The sequence below is a fragment of the Bradyrhizobium sp. UNPA324 genome (genome assembly GCF_006658635.1).
Classification (GTDB): domain Bacteria; phylum Pseudomonadota; class Alphaproteobacteria; order Rhizobiales; family Xanthobacteraceae; genus Bradyrhizobium; species Bradyrhizobium nanningense.
The window spans coordinates 3,529,188-3,544,538 of the sequence record NZ_LFJD01000004.1; the positions used below are offsets into that span (position 1 = coordinate 3,529,188).

Genomic DNA, 15,351 nt, shown 5'->3' on the forward strand with positions numbered 1-15,351 from the left:
GTCAGATCAGGTGCCGGGTGCGCCAGGTACCCCGGTCTGCAGCGCCAGCGCGTGCAGGACGCCGCCCATCTGGCCGCGCAGGGACTGGTAGACGATCTGGTGCTGCTGGACGCGGGACTTGCCGCGGAAGGATTCCGAGATCACGGTCGCGGCATAGTGATCGCCGTCGCCGGCGAGGTCACGGATGGTCACCTCGGCATCGGGGATCGCCGCCTTGATCATCGCCTCGATATCGTGGGCGTCCATGGGCATTCGGGTCGTGCTCCTTGCTTCTAGTCAGTCTCGGCTCGAATCGCTGCCGGGGTCCCCTCGCCGGCAGGACCAAACTTAGCGTGAACGGCCTTCTGCGTCACGCCTTCCGGCACTATATCCCTGATCCCATCAGGATAAAGGCACGACGAAGTGCCGCGCGCGGCAGATCGATCGAAAAGGCGTGACATCATGAAGCTTCCAGGGCCGGACCACCCCATCACCATCACCCAAAATCCCCGGCGCGTCCGTGTGACCGCGGGCGACATCGTCATTGCCGAGACCGGCAAGGCGCTGACCCTGAAGGAGGCCAAATATCCGGCGGTGCAATATGTGCCGCGGGAGGACACCAATATGGCCCTGCTGGAGCGCACCGAGCGCACCACCCACTGCCCCTACAAGGGCGATGCGAGCTATTTTAGCGTCAAGGCCGGCGGCAAGACGCTCGAGAATGCGATCTGGACCTACGAGACGCCCTTCCCCGCGATGACCGAAATTTCCGGCCACCTCGCCTTCTATCCGGACAAGGTGAAGATCGAGGAAGTAGGGTAGCTGCTTCCGTCATGGCCGGGCATAACTGTCCGAAGAACGGCGTCGCTTACGCTCGCCTATGTCCCGGCCATCCACGTTCTTGGCCAATCGCGGGTACAGAAGAACGTGGATGCCCGGGCCTTCGCCTCGCCGAAGCGGCTTCGGCCGCGCAGGCGGGACAAGCCCGGGCATGACAACAGAGTGAGCTGATCCAGCCCCGGCTACGCCCTGAAGATCGTCAACCCCAGTATCAGCAGCACCAGGAAGATCACGACGAAGACGTAGAACAGGAAGCGGGCAATATCGGCGGAGGCGGCCGAGATGCCGGTGAAGCCGAGCACGCCGGCCACGATCGAAACCAGTAGAAAGATCAGCGCCCATTTCAGAATCGTCATCGCCAGCTCCGAAACTGATGCCGCTCGCCTGCGGCCCTCACGCCCTTTTTCGCGGATGCTAACTTCGTTGCGCGGAACTGGTTCCTAACCCTGTTCTGGCCGGAAGACCCGCTCAAACGAGGCTTGCTGAATCCGGTTCCCGGCGGCACAGTCCCGCCCGGGGAGCAGGAGCGCGGGGCGGCCATGACCACGATGTCACATTCAGCGACGATCGGCGCGGAAGCGCACGCCGCGCCGAAGAGCAAATCGCGCAATCTCTCGCTCGATCGCGCCCGCACCTTCCTGACGCTCGTGGTGCTGCTGCATCATGCGGTGATCCCCTACACCCATTTCGGTCACACCGATCCGGCCTCCTTTGCCGGTTTCGACATGATCGTGCTCGCCACCGACAGCTTCTTCATGGCGATGTTCTTCTTCCTGTCGGGCCTGTTCACCTGGCCCGGCATCGCGCGCAAGGCACCGTCGGTCTTTCTGCGCGACCGCCTGTTGCGGCTCGGGCTGCCGTTCGCGATCGCGGCCTTCACCGTCATCCCGCTCGCCTATTACGCCATCGCGCTGCGGGCCGAGCCCGAGCTGACCTTCGCGGCATTCTGGTGGAAGACGGTGACGGCGGGCCCGTGGCCGAGCGGCCCGATCTGGTTCGTGTGGGTGCTGCTCGCCTTCGATCTCACCGCGAGCCTGCTCTACCGCGTCTCGGCGCATCTGGTCGATCCGGTCAACCGCGTCTCGCTTCGCGGTTTCGAGCAACCGGCCGCGTTCTGGCTGGTGCTCGCCGCGATCAGCGGCCTCGTCTACGTGCCGGCGCTGGTCTGTTTCGGCGCCAACAAATGGTTCGAGTTCGGGCCGTTCTCGGTGCAGGCGAGCCGCATCCTGCTCTACTTCAGCTATTTCTTCATCGGCGCCAGCGTCGGCTCGGCGAACTTCGATCGCGGCATCCTCAGCGCCGACGGCCAGCTGCCGAAAAACCGCTGGCTATGGCTCGTCGTCACGCTGATCCCCTACGGCCTGATGTGGGGCATGATCTACATCAAGCGCGAAATCCTCGGCAATCCGGATCCGCTGCCGCACTGGTACCATGTGTTCTACGGCACCTTCCTGGTGCTGTTCTCGGCCTCGATCCTGCTCACGATCCTCGCCTTCTTCCTGCATTCGAAGGCGCCGGGGCCGACCCTGCTCGACCGCATGCAGGCGGATGCCTACGGCATCTTCCTGGTGCACTATCCGATCGCGCTGTGGATCCAGTATTGGCTGTTCGACTACACCCTGCCGGCGATCCTGAAGGCCGCGATCGGCTTCGTGCTCACGGTGATCCTGAGCTGGGGTCTGACGGCGGCATTGCGGAGGATTCCGGGGGCCTCGCACGTGTTGTGAGACCGAGCTCTTTCCGCGCGTCATTGCGAGGAGCTCGCGACAAAATTGCATAGCGATTTTGCGCTGATGCGACGAAGCAATCCAGACTGCCTCCTCGGTGAGACTCGGGACTGCTTCGCTTCGCTCGCAATGACGGGGTGTGTGGCAGCGCCTCAGGCCGCCTTGCCGCCCATATATTCCGGCAGCCAGCGCTCGTACGACGTCCGCAGCGTGTCGATCGCCACAGGCGCCTCGCCCGCGATTGTGATCGCATCGCCGCCGGTGGTGCCGATCCGCACGCAAGGCACCTCGCAGCCGCGCATCTTGGCAAGCACGCGGCCGGCTTCCGTTTCCGGCACGGTGACGATATAGCGCGCCTGGTCCTCGCCGAACCAATAGGCCTGCGAGACCAGCGACGTCGGCGCCGCCAGCAGTTTTGCGCCGATGCCGCCGGCCATCGCCATTTCGGCGAGCGCGATCAAGAGGCCGCCGTCCGACAGGTCGTGCACCGCAGTTGCGGTGCCGCCATGGATCATGCCGCGCACGCAATCGCCGTTGCGCTTCTCGGCAGCGAGATCGACCGGCGGCGGGGCGCCCTCCTCCCGGCCACAGATGTCGCGCAGGTAGACCGACTGGCCGAGCCAGCCATGGGTCTCACCGATCAGGAGGATCGCTTCGCCCTCGGCCTTGAAGGCGAGCGAAGCCGACTTGGTGAAATCGTCGAGCAGGCCGACGCCGCCGATCGAGGGTGTCGGCAGGATCGCACGGCCATTGGTCTCGTTGTAGAGCGAGACGTTGCCGGAGACGACCGGGAAGTCCAGCGTGCGGCAGGCTTCCGAGATGCCCTTCAAGCAGCCGACGAACTGGCCCATGATCTCGGGCCGCTCAGGGTTGCCGAAATTGAGATTGTCGGTGATCGCGAGCGGCTTGCCGCCGACCGCGGTGATGTTGCGCCAGGCTTCGGCGACGGCCTGCTTGCCGCCCTCGAACGGATCGGCCTCGCAGTAGCGCGGCGTCACGTCGACGGTGAGCGCGAGGCCCTTCGGCCCGTCCTCAACGCGCACCACGGCGGCATCGCCGCCGGGGCGCTGCATGGTGTTGCCGAGGATGACGTGGTCGTACTGCTCCCAGACCCAGCGCTTAGAGCACATGTCGGGCGTGCCGATCAGCTTCTCCAGCGCTAGCCCGAGGCTCATCGGCGCCGACACCTCGCGCGCATGCACGATCGGCAGCGCCGCGGAGGGAACGTGGGGGCGGTCATAGACCGGCGCCTCGTCGCCGAGCTCCTTGATCGGCAGGTCGGCCATGACGTCGCCGCCATGCTTGACCACGAAGCGCTTGCTCGGCGTGGTGTAGCCGACCACCGCGAAGTCGAGGCCCCACTTTTTGAAGATCGCCTCGGCTTCCTTCTCCTTCTCGGGCTTGAGCACCATGAGCATGCGCTCCTGGCTCTCCGAGAGCATCATCTCGTAGGCGCTCATCCCGGTCTCGCGGGTCGGTACCGCATCGAGATCGAGGTCGACGCCGAGATCGCCCTTGGCGCCCATCTCGACTGCCGAGCAGGTCAGGCCGGCCGCCCCCATATCCTGGATCGCAATGACGCAGCCCTTCTCCATGATCTCGAGGCAGGCTTCCAGCAGCAGCTTTTCGGCGAAGGGATCGCCGACCTGCACCGTCGGACGCTTCTCCTCGGACTTGTCGTCGAACTCGGCCGAGGCCATCGAGGCGCCGTGGATGCCGTCGCGGCCGGTCTTGGAGCCCAAGTACACGATCGGCATGTTCACGCCGGAGGCCGCCGCATAGAATATCTTGTCGGCATCGGCGAGGCCGACCGCCATCGCGTTGACGAGGATGTTGCCGTCATAGCGGGTGTGGAAGCGCACCTGGCCGCCGACCGTCGGCACGCCGAACGAATTGCCGTAGCCGCCGACACCTGCAACCACGCCGGAGACCAGATGTCGGGTCTTGGCGTGCTCGGGCGCGCCGAAGCTCAGCGCATTGAGACACGCGATCGGGCGCGCGCCCATGGTGAAGACGTCGCGCAAAATGCCGCCGACGCCGGTGGTCGCGCCCTGGTAGGGCTCGATATAGCTCGGATGGTTGTGGCTCTCCATCTTGAAGACCACGGCCTGGCCGTCGCCGATGTCGATCACGCCGGCATTCTCGCCGGGGCCCTGGATCACCCAGGGCGCATTCGTCGGCAGGCCGCGCAGATGGATACGCGAGGATTTGTACGAGCAATGCTCGTTCCACATCGCCGAGAAGATGCCGAGCTCGGTGAAGGTCGGCTCCCGCCCGATCAGCTTCAGGATGCGCTCATACTCGTCGGGCTTGAGCCCGTGGGCGGCAACCAGTTCGGGGGTGATCTTGGGTTCGTTCTTCATGGATTCGGGGCTTTCGGCGGCGTTTGGCCGTTCTTAGGAAGATCGGAGGGCCGGGAAAAGCCCTTTATGGCGCATTTTCCCGCTGTCCCACGTTTTGCAGGCGGGGACGGCGGGAACAGGAATTGCACGGCGCCGACGGATCGGATTTAAGGGCTCAAGACCCGCAATTGAAGGCCCATTTCCTTGCACGAATTGACCAAAGCGCCGCCGCCTCGCCGCCCCGACCTCCACATCGCCACCGAGGGCGAATTTGTGGGCTGGCGGACCTGGATTCGCGACAGTTTTGAGGCCCATGTCGGCCCGTTCTGGCACCGGATCGAGGCGGACGGCAGCGTCCGCAGCGCCTTCCGGGTCGAGAAGAAGCACCTCAACGGCTCCGGGAACGTCCATGGCGGCTGCTACATGGCCTTCGCCGATTACTCCCTGTTTGCGATCGCCACCCGTGTCCTGGACAGCCGGGCGGTGACGACCAACTTCGCCTGCGAATTCCTCGACGCGGCACGGGAGGGCGAGCTGATCGAATGTACCGGCGAGGTCACCCGCGCCGGGGGCTCGCTGATCTTCCTGCGCGGCAAGATGACGTCGGGGGACCGGGTGCTGCTGACCTTTTCCGGCACGATCAAGCGGATGAAGCGGAAGGCGCTCCCTCAGCCAAACGCATAGCTCGGTGCCTTCCCTTTTCGCGCGCCCTCGCCCAGACTTCCCAGCAGGCGCTTTTGGCGTCGGGGAGCAGGAACAAGGTGCCGCAGAGCACATCGGAGGCAGGGCGCACGGCGGCGTCCGCATCGGCGCCGTTGCCATCCGTCGCCACCGGGGCACGCAACTGGCGCGACTATGCGCTGCTGCTCGCGCTCGCCTGCTGCTGGAGCTCGACCTATCCGCTGGCCAAGCTCGCGCTTCCCACCATCCCGCCCATCACCTTCATCTCGGCACGCTCGCTGATCGCAGCCGCCTTCCTGTTCGCCATCCTGTGGATGCGCGGCGTCAAGGTCCCGACCGACGCCAAGGCGTGGAAGCTGTTCGCGACCCAGCAATTGATCAACTCGACCTTCCCGTTCCTGATCATCACCTGGTCGCAGCAATATGTGCCGGCGTCGAACACGGTGGTGCTGGCCTCGACGACGCCGATCTTCGCCTTCCTGATCACCTTGCTGATCACGCGGCACGAACCGGCAACGCTGCTCAAGCTCGCCGGTGCGATCCTCGGCCTTGCCGGAACCATCGCCATCGTCGGCCTCGATGCGCTACGTGGCCTCAGTAGCGAGATCGTCGCGGAGATCGCGATCCTGCTCGCCACCATCTCCTTTGCCTGCGCGACGATCTTCGGTCTGCGCCTGTCCGACTACGACCCCATGGTGGTGGCCGCCGGCTCGCTGCTGTTCGGCGGCATCATCCTGCTGCCGCCATCGCTGATCATCGACCAGCCCTGGACGCTGCACCCGACCCCGACGGCGATCGTTGCCACCATCGTCATGGGCATCGTCTCGAGCGCGCTGGGATTGATGCTGTTCTACGTCTGCCTCGGCCGGCTCGGCACGCTGACCACGAACGCGCAAGGCTATCTGCGCATCCCGATCGGCGTCGGCCTGTCAGTGCTGCTGCTCGGCGAGAGCCTGCCGTCGAACCTGGCGCTGGGGCTGCTGCTGGTCATGGCCGGCGTTGCGGCCATGACGGTGCCGGCGGAGCGGCTAAAGCTGCGCTAGCTACTACTTGGCGTCATCCGCCAGCATCTTCCGATATTTTTCCACGTCGCGCGTCACGAGCTTCTGCAACACTTCCGGCGCGTGCTCGTTGGCATCGGGCGCGACGGTCGAGAGATCGGCAAGGCGCTTCTTCACCGCGTCGGTCTCCACCGCCGTGCGCGCGGCGGCGTTCAGCTTGGCGATCACGGCCGGCGGCGTGCCCTTGGGCGCGAACAGGCCGTTTCAGCCCTGCGCCTCGAACTCGGGCAGGCCCGCTTCCGCAGAGGTCGGCAGATCGGGCAGCGTGGCGAGGCGCACGGTCGAGCCGACCACCAGACCCTTCACCAGCTTCTCGTTGATCGACTGCGAGACGGAAGCCGCCGCGTCGCAGACGCCGTCGATCTGGCTGCCGACGGCATCGGTCAGCGCAGGCGCGGCACCGCGATAGCCGACCAGCGTCGCGTCGATCCCGGCGGCGGTGACGAAGCTCTTGCAGATCAAATAGTTCGAGGAGCCGACGCCGGCATGACCGAGATTGATCTTGCCCGGATTGGCCTTGGCGTAGGCGATGAACTCCTTGAGGTCCTTCGCCGGAAAGTCCTTGCGCAGCGCGATGATGCCGAACGTCTTCGCCACCATGGCGATCGGCACGAAGGACTCAGGCGTGAACGGCAGTTTTGGATAGATCGTGTAGGTCGCGGCATTGGTGCCGGCATTGCCGATCGCAATGGTGTAGCCGTCGGGCTCGGCGCGGGAGGCGCGCGCCAGCGCGGTCGAGCCGCCGGCGCCGGCGACGTTCTCGATCACGATGGTCTGGCCGAGCGCGATGCCCATCTGCTCGGCCACCGCGCGCGCGATCACGTCCGAGGTGCCGCCGGCCGCGAACGGCACGATCATGGTGATCGGACGCTTGGGATAGTCCTGGGCGAACGCGGCCGTCGCGAAAACCACGGCGGCGACAGCGACCGACAGCCGCTTCAGCGCGAACGAGATCACGCGGCCTTTTCCAGATGCTGAACGAGGCCGGCGAACAGGCCGCGGCCGTCGGTGCAGCCCATGATGTCTTCGACGTGGTTTTCCGGATGCGGCATCATGCCGAGCACGTTGCCCTTGTCGTTGACGATGCCGGCGATCGAATGCGCCGCGCCGTTGATGTTGTTGAAATCGTCGACTTCGCCGGCGGCGGAGCAATAGCGATAGAGCACCCGCCCCTCGCCTTCGAGCCGCTTGATGGTCTCCTCATCCGCCTCGTAATTGCCCTCGCCATGGGCAACCGGCACCCGGATCACCTGCCCGGCATTGTAGCCGCGGGTGAACGGCGTGTCGGAGCGCTCGACGCGCAGGTGCACGTCGCGGCAGATGAATTTCAGCCGCGCATTACGCATCAGGACACCCGGCAGCAGGCCGGACTCGCAGAGGATCTGAAAACCGTTGCAGACGCCGAGCACGAGGCCGCCCTTGGCCGCGTAGTCGCGCACCGCGTCCATCACCGGCGCGCGCGCCGCGATGGCGCCACAGCGCAAATAATCGCCATAGGAAAAGCCGCCCGGCACCACCACGAGGTCAGTCCCCGCAGGCAGCGACGTCTCGGCGTGCCACACCATCGCCGGCTCGCTGCCGGAGATCAGCTTCAGCGCGCGCGCCATGTCGCGCTCGCGGTTGATTCCGGGAAAGACGAGGATGGCGGCTTTCATGACAGAGGTTCCGACGGTGACGGGAATCGGGCTGGCCAACAGGCCATTTCGTGAAGAGACATAACCATTTGACGGGGATTTTACCAGTGCTAGCCTCGGCAGAAGGCCTTGTACACAGGCCATGCACATTGGCCGGCGGCACGCCGTTCGGCCGTTCGATTGCCCGGGATTGAAGCCATGAACGTCCCGTCGCTGCCCGCCTCCCTCGCCGAGCCGGTCTCCACCGAGGGCGTCGTTGCGGCCGGCGCCTATGTCGACGGCCGGCGCGTTGCCAATGTCGCGATCAGCGAGGCCTCGAGCTGGCGCGCCAAGCCCGGCCACGTGGTCTGGATCGGCCTACATGAGCCCGACATGGCGCTGCTCAGCGCGGTGCAGAAGCAGTTCGACCTGCACGAGCTCGCGATCGAGGACGCCAACCACGCCCATCAGCGGCCGAAGATCGAGCAATATGGCGAGGCACTGTTCATCGTGGCGCGCACCGCGCAATTGATCGAGGGCCGCATCGCCTTCGGCGAGACCCACATCTTCGTCGGCGAAGGCTATCTGGTCTCGGTGCGCCACGGCGCTTCGACCTCCTACAAGCCGGTGCGCGAGCGTTGCGAAAGCTGCCCGCGGGCGCTGGCCCGCGGCGAGGATTACATCCTCTACGCCATCCTCGATTTCATCGTCGACAATTACTCGCCCGTGCTCGAGAGCATCCACGAAGAGGTCGAGGGCATCGAGGATGACGTACTGTCCAAGCCGATCAGCAAGGCCCAGATCGAGCGGCTCTACATGCTGCGCCGCGACCTGTTACGGCTGCGCAACGCGATCGGGCCGCTGGTGGAAGTCTGCCGCCGGCTGGAGCATGACGAGCTGGCGATGGTGCGGCAGGCCATGCAGCCGCTGTTCCGCGACGTCACCGACCACGTCCGCAACATTCAGGAGCGCATCGATTCCATGCGCGAGGTGTTGGCGTTCGCGTTCGAGGCGAGCCTTTTGGTCGGCCAGGCGCAGGAGACGGCCGTGTCCAAGAAGCTCGCCTCCTGGCTTGCGATCATCGCGATCCCAACCGCGCTCGCCGGCATCTACGGCATGAACTTCAAGCACATGCCGGAGCTGGAATGGGAGTACGGCTACTTCATGCTGCTCGGCGTGATGCTGACGGCATGCGGGGCGCTGTATTGGCGGTTTCGGCGGGCGGGGTGGCTGTGAGCGAAACGTTCAGCCCACGACGCCGTGACTGCTAGACCCTCATGGTGAGGAGGCGCGCAAGCGCCGTCTCGAACCATGCAGGCCCATCTCTTGCGCATCGGCCTTCATCCTTCGAGACGCGCGCGAAGGGCGCGCTCCTCAGGACAGATCAGACGATCTCCACCCGATAATTCTCGATCACGGTGTTCGCCAGCAGCTTGTCCGCAGCTTCCTTCAGCGCGGCTTCGGCCTTGGCCTTGTCGGCGCCGGCGAGCTCGATGTCGAACACTTTGCCCTGGCGGACGCTGGCGACGCCGTCGACGCCGAGCGACTTCAGTGCGCCTTCGATGGCCTTGCCTTGCGGATCGAGAATGCCCGTCTTCAGGGTAACGGTGACACGTGCCTTCACGTCAAAATCCCTTCAGCTCTTCACCAGCACCGGGCCGGAGCCCTGCGGACGCTCGTTCTCCATGAGGATGCCGAGGCGCTTTGCAACTTCGGTATAGGCCTCGAGCAGACCGCCGAGGTCCCTGCGGAAACGATCCTTGTCGAGCTTCTCGTTCGACTTGATGTCCCACAGCCGGCAGCTGTCCGGCGAGATCTCGTCGGCGACGATGATGCGCATCATCTCGTTCTCGAACAGGCGGCCACACTCCATCTTGAAGTCGACGAGGCGGATGCCGATGCCGAGGAAGAGGCCGGTGAGGAAGTCGTTGACACGGATGGCGAGCGCCATGATGTCGTCGATCTCCTGGGGCGTCGCCCAGCCGAAGGCGGTGATGTGCTCTTCCGACACCATGGGGTCGTTGAGCTGGTCGTTCTTGTAATAGAATTCGATGATCGAGCGGGGCAGCTGGGTGCCCTCCTCGATACCGAGACGCTGCGACAGCGAGCCGGCGGCGACGTTCCGTACCACCACCTCGAGCGGCACGATCTCGACCTCGCGAATCAACTGCTCGCGCATGTTGAGGCGGCGGATGAAATGGGTCGGCACCCCGATGTCGTTGAGGTGCTGAAACAGGTACTCCGAGATCCGGTTGTTGAGGACGCCCTTGCCCTCGATCACCTGATGCTTTTTCGCATTGAACGCGGTGGCGTCGTCCTTGAAATGCTGGATCAGGGTACCGGGCTCCGGGCCTTCATAGAGAACCTTTGCCTTGCCTTCATAAATGCGACGCCGACGGCTCATGGGGATGTACCGTGTTTTGTTGAAATCCATGTATTTGGTGTGCTCCGATTACTAGGATTTATGACCCACAGCGGAGCTGCCGTGAACGGCCCGGAACCCGAGGAAACAGAACGGGAACTGGACCTTCAGGCAACCTATCCGATTGGCTGTCCAAGCACAATCGATCCGGCCGTCCGGCGCCAACTTATACCACCTTGCCTGCGGCTTAACGGCCCGTTGTTTTGCCGATTCGTGCTAGCTATGTAGGCATGCAGCCGGGCCGCCGCAACGGAAGGCTCCCGCGCCATTCAGCAGGGGATTTGGAACAAGGCATGAGCGAAATCAACAAGCGCGAGGAAGGCTTTGAGAAGAAGTTCGCCCTCGACGAGGAGCAGAAATTCAAGGCCGAGGCCCGCCGCAACCGGCTGCTCGGACTGTGGGCGGCCGAAAAGCTCGGCATGTCAGGTGATGCCGCCACCGCCTATGCCAAGGAAGTGGTCGCGGCCGACTTCGAGGAGGCCGGCGATGCCGACGTCCTGCGCAAGCTGACGGCCGATTTCGCCGCCAAGAACGTTAACGTCACCGAGCAGGCGATTCGCGCCAAGATGAGCGAGCTGCTCGCGGTCGCGGCCGCCGAGGTGAAGGCGGGGAAATAGGGTCCGCGCGCGTCTCCACACACCGTCATTCCGGGACGGTCCGAGAGGGCCGAGCTATGGTGCGATTGCGCACCTGAGAATCTCGAGATTCCGGATCGCCGCTGACGCGGCGTCCGGAATGCCCCCAAACCTCACTCCTCCTTGAAGCCGTATTCCGGCACGTTACCGCTGGCGCCGTAATATTTGTACGGCAGGAACTTGCCGCTCATGGTGATCTTGACGCGGTCGCCCTTCGGGTTGGGCAAGCGCTCCATCACCATGTCGAAATCGATCGCCGACATGATGCCGTCGCCGTACTCCTCCTCGATCAAGGCCTTCCAGGCCGGGCCGTTCACCATCACCAATTCATAGAAGCGATAGATCAGGGGGTCAGTCGGGGGCATGGTCATGCCGCGCATCGGCGTCTCGTTCAGCATGGCGACTTCCGCCTTCGACAGGCCGAACAGCTCGCCGGCATTGGCGGCCTGCGGCTTGGTCAATTTCATCTGGCCGAGGATGGCGCCTGTTATCAGCACCTCGGAATAACCGCCGATCTTGTCGCAGATGTGCTTCCAGCTCCAGCCCTTCTCGCGCTTGATGTCGAGCAGCTTTTCGGTGAGGTCTTCGCGTTTCATGTCGGTCTCCTTGGTTTATTCGTCATGCCCGGGCTTGTCCCGGCCATCCACGTTCTTGGCCGCATCACGAAGACGTGGATGGCCGGGACAAGCCCGGCCATGACGTCTCCCGTGACGGCTCCGGTTTGGCATCAGATGCGATCGTCAGCCCGGGCTTGCCGATCTGCACCAGCGGCACGTTACGCGGATCGTGACCGGGCGTCTCGGCGGCAAAGGTCTTGCTGCGCGTCACCAGGAAATCGATGATGTGGTTGCGCAGCGCGTAGTAGAGCGGATGGCGGTGCAGATCGGTGCGGCCGCGATCCCGCGGCAGCGGATTCTCAACGACCTCCGCGAGCACCGCGCCGGGCCCGTTGGTCATCAGGAAGATCTTGTCGGCGAGATAGATCGCCTCGTCGACGTCATGGGTGATCATGAACGCGGTCTGCCCGGTCTCAAGGCAAATGCGCCGGACCTCGTCCTGCAGCGTGCCGCGCGTCAATGCGTCCAGCGCCGAGAACGGCTCGTCCATCAGCATCATTTTCGGCGTGATCGACAACGCCCGCGCGATGCCGACGCGCTGCTTCATGCCCCCCGATAATTCCGAGGGCCGCTTGTGCTCGGAGCCGGTGAGACCGACGAGATCGATGAAGGTCTGCGCGTGCGCCTTGACCTTGGCGCGATCCCAGCTCCGCCATTTCGAGCTGACGGCGTAGGCGACGTTGCCAAGCACGGTGCGCCAGGGCAACAGCGCATGGCTCTGGAAGATCACCGCGCGGTCGAGGCTGGTGCCGGAAATCGCCTGCCCGTCGACGATGACGGCGCCTTCGCTTGGCACATCGAGGCCGGCGAGGATGTTCAGCACCGTGGTCTTGCCGCAGCCGGAATGGCCGATCACGCAAGCAAATTCGCCCCGCGCCATCGACAGCCACAAATTTTCGAACACGGTGGTCGTGGCGCCATCCGCGCCGGGATAGCGCTTCGCGATGGCTTCGATGGAGATGAATTTGTCGGACACGGCGCCTACTCCGGAAACGTGACCATGCGCGTGAAGCGCGCGAGGATCTGGTCGAGCAGCATGCCGATGATTCCGATCAGGAGGATCGCGATGATGACGTTGGTGATCGACAAATTATTCCACTCGTTCCAGACGAAATAGCCGATGCCGGTGCCGCCGACGAGCATCTCGGCGGCGACGATGACGAGCCAGGCGATGCCGATCGAGATGCGCATGCCGGTCAGGATCGTCGGCGCCGCCGCTGGCAGGATCACGGTGAAGGCCCGCCTGACGGTGCCGACCTCCAGCGTGCGCGCGACGTGGATCCATTCCTTGCGCACGCCGGCGACGCCGAACACGGTGTTGAGCAGCATCGGCCAGATCGAGCAGATGAAGATGACGAAGATCGCGGAAATCGAGGAATCCTTGATCGTGTAGAGCGCGAGCGGCATCCAGGCCAGCGGCGAGATCGGCTTGAGCACCTGGATGAAGGGGTCGAGCGCCTTGCTCAGCAGCGGCGACATGCCGATCAAGAAGCCGAGCGGGATCGCGACCAGCACGGCCAGCAGATAGCCGGTGCCGACGCGCGCGATGGAATAAGCGAGCTGGATGCCGAGGCCCTTGTCGTTCGGCCCGTTGTCGTAGAACGGACGCTTGAGATGCTCCCACAGCTTGGCGCCGACATCGAGCGGCCCGGGCATGGCGGACTTGCCTTGCGTCGCGGTCAGGCCCATCAGCTTGGCATATTCCGGGCTCATCGTCGTCGTGGTGCCGGTCGAGCGCGTGGCGAGATGCCAGACGCCGAGAAACGCGACGAGCAGCGAGATCGAAACGAGGGCGGCGCGGAGACGGAGGGAGGATGTCATTGCGCGAGACCTCTCCACATGTCGTCCCGGCGAACGCCGGGACCCATAACCCCAGGGAGAAGTTTGAAGACTCGTTGTTCGGTGCTCCTACCGATCAAATTCGATGGGTTCCGCGGTATGGGTCCCGGCGTTCGCCGGGACGACGACGACGAGAGAGCGCCGCCCATCACGCCCCCTTCCTGATCTTGAAGCTCGCCAGATAGTCCTCAGGTTTGGCCGGATCGAAAGTCTTGCCCATCACCGCGAAGGATTTGTAGGCGCTCGCGGGTGGCGACAGGCCCATCTCGGTCATCAACTTCTTGGTGTCGGTCGCCAGATACACCTGCTCGGCGACCGCCTTGTAGTCGACGTCGCCCTTGATCTGGCCCCAGCGCTTCATCTGGGTCAGCATCCACACCGCAAAGGACTGCCAGGGGAACGGATCGAAATCGACGCGCTTGGCGTCGGTCTTCACCCCGCCGAGTCCGTCGGCGTAGGTGCCGGTCAGCACCTGCTCCAGCACCGTGACCGGCGCGTTGATGTAATTGGCCGGCGCGATGGCTTCCGCGATCTGCTTGCGGTTCTCCGCCTTGGACGCGTAAGCCGTCGCATCGACGATGGCGCGCGTCAGCGCCGCAAAGCTGTTCGGCGCGCTTGTGATGAACTCACGGCTGGCGGCAAAGCTGCAGCAGGGATGCCCGTCCCAGATCTCCTTCGACAGCAGGTGCATGAAGCCGACGCCGTCATAGATCGCGCGCTGGCAGACGTTGTCGGGCGCGAGGAAGCCGTCGATGTTGTCGGCGCGGAGGTTCGCTACCATCTCCGGCGGCGGTACCGAGCGCAGCTGCACGTCGGTATCGGGGTCGAGACCGTGTTCGGCGAGATAATAGCGCAAGAGGTAATTGTGCATGGAATAGTCGAAGGGGATGGCGAACTTCATTCCCTTCCAGTCCTTGGGATCGCGCTTGTCCTTGTGCTTGGCCGCCAGCACGATGCCCTGCCCGTTGATGTTCTCGATCGCTGGCACCGCGAACGGAATCGCGTTGGCGCCAAGGCCAAGCGAGATCGCGATCGGCATCGGCGCCAGCATGTGGGCGGCGTCGTATTCCTTGTTGATGGTCTTGTCGCGGATCACGGCCCAGCCGGCGGTCTTGACCACCTCGACGTTGAGCCCGTGCTTGGCATAGAAGCCGAGCGGGGCTGCCATGATGATGGGCGTCGCGCAGGTGATCGGGATGAACCCGACCTTGAGATCCTTTTTCTCGGGTGTGCCGGCCTGGGCAAAGACTTCGGTCGCCGTCTTCAACGGGAAGAACTGCGACAGCGCCGCCAGAGCTGTCGAGGCACCGACCGACTTCAGGAACGCGCGCCGCGCCACGTCCTGCGGAAACATCGCGCGCATCACAGCGGAGGCGACGACGCCCTCGTAGCGCTTCTCTTCGCTCTCGACCGGTTCGCAGCGCAGCGCTTTCGCCTGCTCGTGCTCTGCAGCAGAACGATGCTGGCCGCAGGCACAGCCGCCTCGAAGGTTGCGATCGGGATCAAACGGGTTGTCGAACGTGGACATCGGCCCTCCTGCGCGTCGTTGCGAGAAGGAATTACGCAAGGAGCATGCCACCGCTGCCCGGACGTGG

General features: G+C 64.4%; 16 protein-coding genes and 1 pseudogene. 6 read left to right on the forward strand and 11 right to left on the reverse strand.

Annotated elements, in window-relative coordinates; genetic code table 11:
- Nucleotides 1-6: 6 nt before the first annotated feature.
- Nucleotides 7-252 carry a BolA family protein gene (locus tag UNPA324_RS17085; RefSeq protein WP_128920830.1) on the reverse strand — a complete coding sequence of 82 codons (246 nt, stop codon included), beginning with the start codon at nt 250-252 and terminating at the stop codon, nt 7-9.
- A gap of 189 nt (nt 253-441) precedes the next feature.
- Between UNPA324_RS17085 and UNPA324_RS17090 the strand changes: the two genes are divergently transcribed.
- A complete protein-coding gene (locus UNPA324_RS17090; RefSeq protein WP_128920829.1) occupies nt 442-801 on the forward strand; it encodes a DUF427 domain-containing protein in 360 nt (119 codons plus the stop codon).
- Nucleotides 802-1,001: 200 nt separating this feature from the next.
- Here the strand turns inward: UNPA324_RS17090 and UNPA324_RS17095 are convergent, their stop codons facing one another.
- Entirely contained in the window at nt 1,002-1,175 is a 174-nt protein-coding gene (locus UNPA324_RS17095) for a DUF1328 domain-containing protein (protein WP_007612121.1), read from the reverse strand.
- Between the two features lie 183 nt (nt 1,176-1,358).
- On the opposite strand from UNPA324_RS17095, the gene UNPA324_RS17100 reads away from it, so the two are divergent.
- Nucleotides 1,359-2,546, forward strand: a complete 1,188-nt coding sequence (locus UNPA324_RS17100; protein ID WP_141935180.1) for an acyltransferase family protein — start codon at nt 1,359-1,361, stop codon at nt 2,544-2,546.
- A 152-nt stretch (nt 2,547-2,698) separates the two neighbouring features.
- Here UNPA324_RS17100 and purL read toward each other — a convergent pair whose 3' ends face one another.
- Nucleotides 2,699-4,909, reverse strand: a complete 2,211-nt coding sequence (purL, locus tag UNPA324_RS17105; protein WP_128920827.1) for a phosphoribosylformylglycinamidine synthase subunit PurL — start codon at nt 4,907-4,909, stop codon at nt 2,699-2,701.
- A gap of 183 nt (nt 4,910-5,092) precedes the next feature.
- On the opposite strand from purL, the gene UNPA324_RS17110 reads away from it, so the two are divergent.
- Nucleotides 5,093-5,572: a PaaI family thioesterase gene (locus UNPA324_RS17110; RefSeq protein ID WP_181769421.1), complete on the forward strand. Its 480-nt coding sequence runs from the start codon at nt 5,093-5,095 to the stop codon at nt 5,570-5,572.
- 77 nt (nt 5,573-5,649) lie between these two features.
- The gene (locus tag UNPA324_RS17115; protein WP_141935182.1) at nt 5,650-6,612 is read left to right on the forward strand and encodes a DMT family transporter; all 963 of its coding nucleotides are present in this window, start codon (nt 5,650-5,652) and stop codon (nt 6,610-6,612) included.
- Between the two features lie 3 nt (nt 6,613-6,615).
- Here UNPA324_RS17115 and UNPA324_RS17120 read toward each other — a convergent pair.
- Together UNPA324_RS17120 and purQ are read right to left on the reverse strand one after the other, a co-directional pair.
- Nucleotides 6,616-7,587: pseudogene (locus UNPA324_RS17120) on the reverse strand (tripartite tricarboxylate transporter substrate binding protein BugD).
- Nucleotides 7,584-8,285, reverse strand: a complete 702-nt coding sequence (gene purQ / locus UNPA324_RS17125; protein ID WP_128920824.1) for a phosphoribosylformylglycinamidine synthase subunit PurQ — start codon at nt 8,283-8,285, stop codon at nt 7,584-7,586. The pseudogene UNPA324_RS17120 and the gene purQ overlap by 4 nt, the downstream one beginning before the upstream one ends.
- A gap of 177 nt (nt 8,286-8,462) precedes the next feature.
- Between purQ and UNPA324_RS17130 the strand changes: the two genes are divergently transcribed.
- Nucleotides 8,463-9,479 (forward strand): magnesium and cobalt transport protein CorA, encoded by a 1,017-nt coding sequence (locus UNPA324_RS17130; RefSeq protein ID WP_128920823.1) that lies wholly within the window; start codon nt 8,463-8,465, stop codon nt 9,477-9,479.
- Between the two features lie 148 nt (nt 9,480-9,627).
- Here the strand turns inward: UNPA324_RS17130 and purS are convergent, their stop codons facing one another.
- Both purS and purC read right to left on the reverse strand, forming a co-directional pair.
- Complete coding sequence (purS, locus tag UNPA324_RS17135; RefSeq protein ID WP_014494125.1) at nt 9,628-9,867, reverse strand: phosphoribosylformylglycinamidine synthase subunit PurS; 240 nt, start codon at nt 9,865-9,867, stop codon at nt 9,628-9,630.
- Nucleotides 9,868-9,879: 12 nt separating this feature from the next.
- Nucleotides 9,880-10,647 carry a phosphoribosylaminoimidazolesuccinocarboxamide synthase gene (purC, locus tag UNPA324_RS17140; RefSeq protein WP_173015815.1) on the reverse strand — a complete coding sequence of 256 codons (768 nt, stop codon included), beginning with the start codon at nt 10,645-10,647 and terminating at the stop codon, nt 9,880-9,882.
- A gap of 311 nt (nt 10,648-10,958) precedes the next feature.
- On the opposite strand from purC, the gene UNPA324_RS17145 reads away from it, so the two are divergent.
- On the forward strand, nt 10,959-11,282 hold the full coding sequence (locus UNPA324_RS17145; protein ID WP_128920822.1) for a DUF1476 domain-containing protein: 324 nt from the start codon (nt 10,959-10,961) through the stop codon (nt 11,280-11,282).
- A 131-nt stretch (nt 11,283-11,413) separates the two neighbouring features.
- Here the strand turns inward: UNPA324_RS17145 and cynS are convergent, their stop codons facing one another.
- The 4 genes from cynS to UNPA324_RS17170 form a co-directional block, all read right to left on the reverse strand.
- Complete coding sequence (cynS, locus tag UNPA324_RS17150) at nt 11,414-11,896, reverse strand: cyanase (RefSeq protein ID WP_128920821.1); 483 nt, start codon at nt 11,894-11,896, stop codon at nt 11,414-11,416.
- 64 nt (nt 11,897-11,960) lie between these two features.
- Nucleotides 11,961-12,893 (reverse strand): ABC transporter ATP-binding protein, encoded by a 933-nt coding sequence (locus tag UNPA324_RS17155; protein WP_141935183.1) that lies wholly within the window; start codon nt 12,891-12,893, stop codon nt 11,961-11,963.
- 5 nt (nt 12,894-12,898) lie between these two features.
- The gene (gene ntrB, locus UNPA324_RS17160) at nt 12,899-13,738 is read right to left on the reverse strand and encodes a nitrate ABC transporter permease (RefSeq protein WP_128920819.1); all 840 of its coding nucleotides are present in this window, start codon (nt 13,736-13,738) and stop codon (nt 12,899-12,901) included.
- 166 nt (nt 13,739-13,904) lie between these two features.
- On the reverse strand, nt 13,905-15,284 hold the full coding sequence (locus UNPA324_RS17170; RefSeq protein ID WP_128920818.1) for a CmpA/NrtA family ABC transporter substrate-binding protein: 1,380 nt from the start codon (nt 15,282-15,284) through the stop codon (nt 13,905-13,907).
- Nucleotides 15,285-15,351 lie beyond the last annotated feature (67 nt).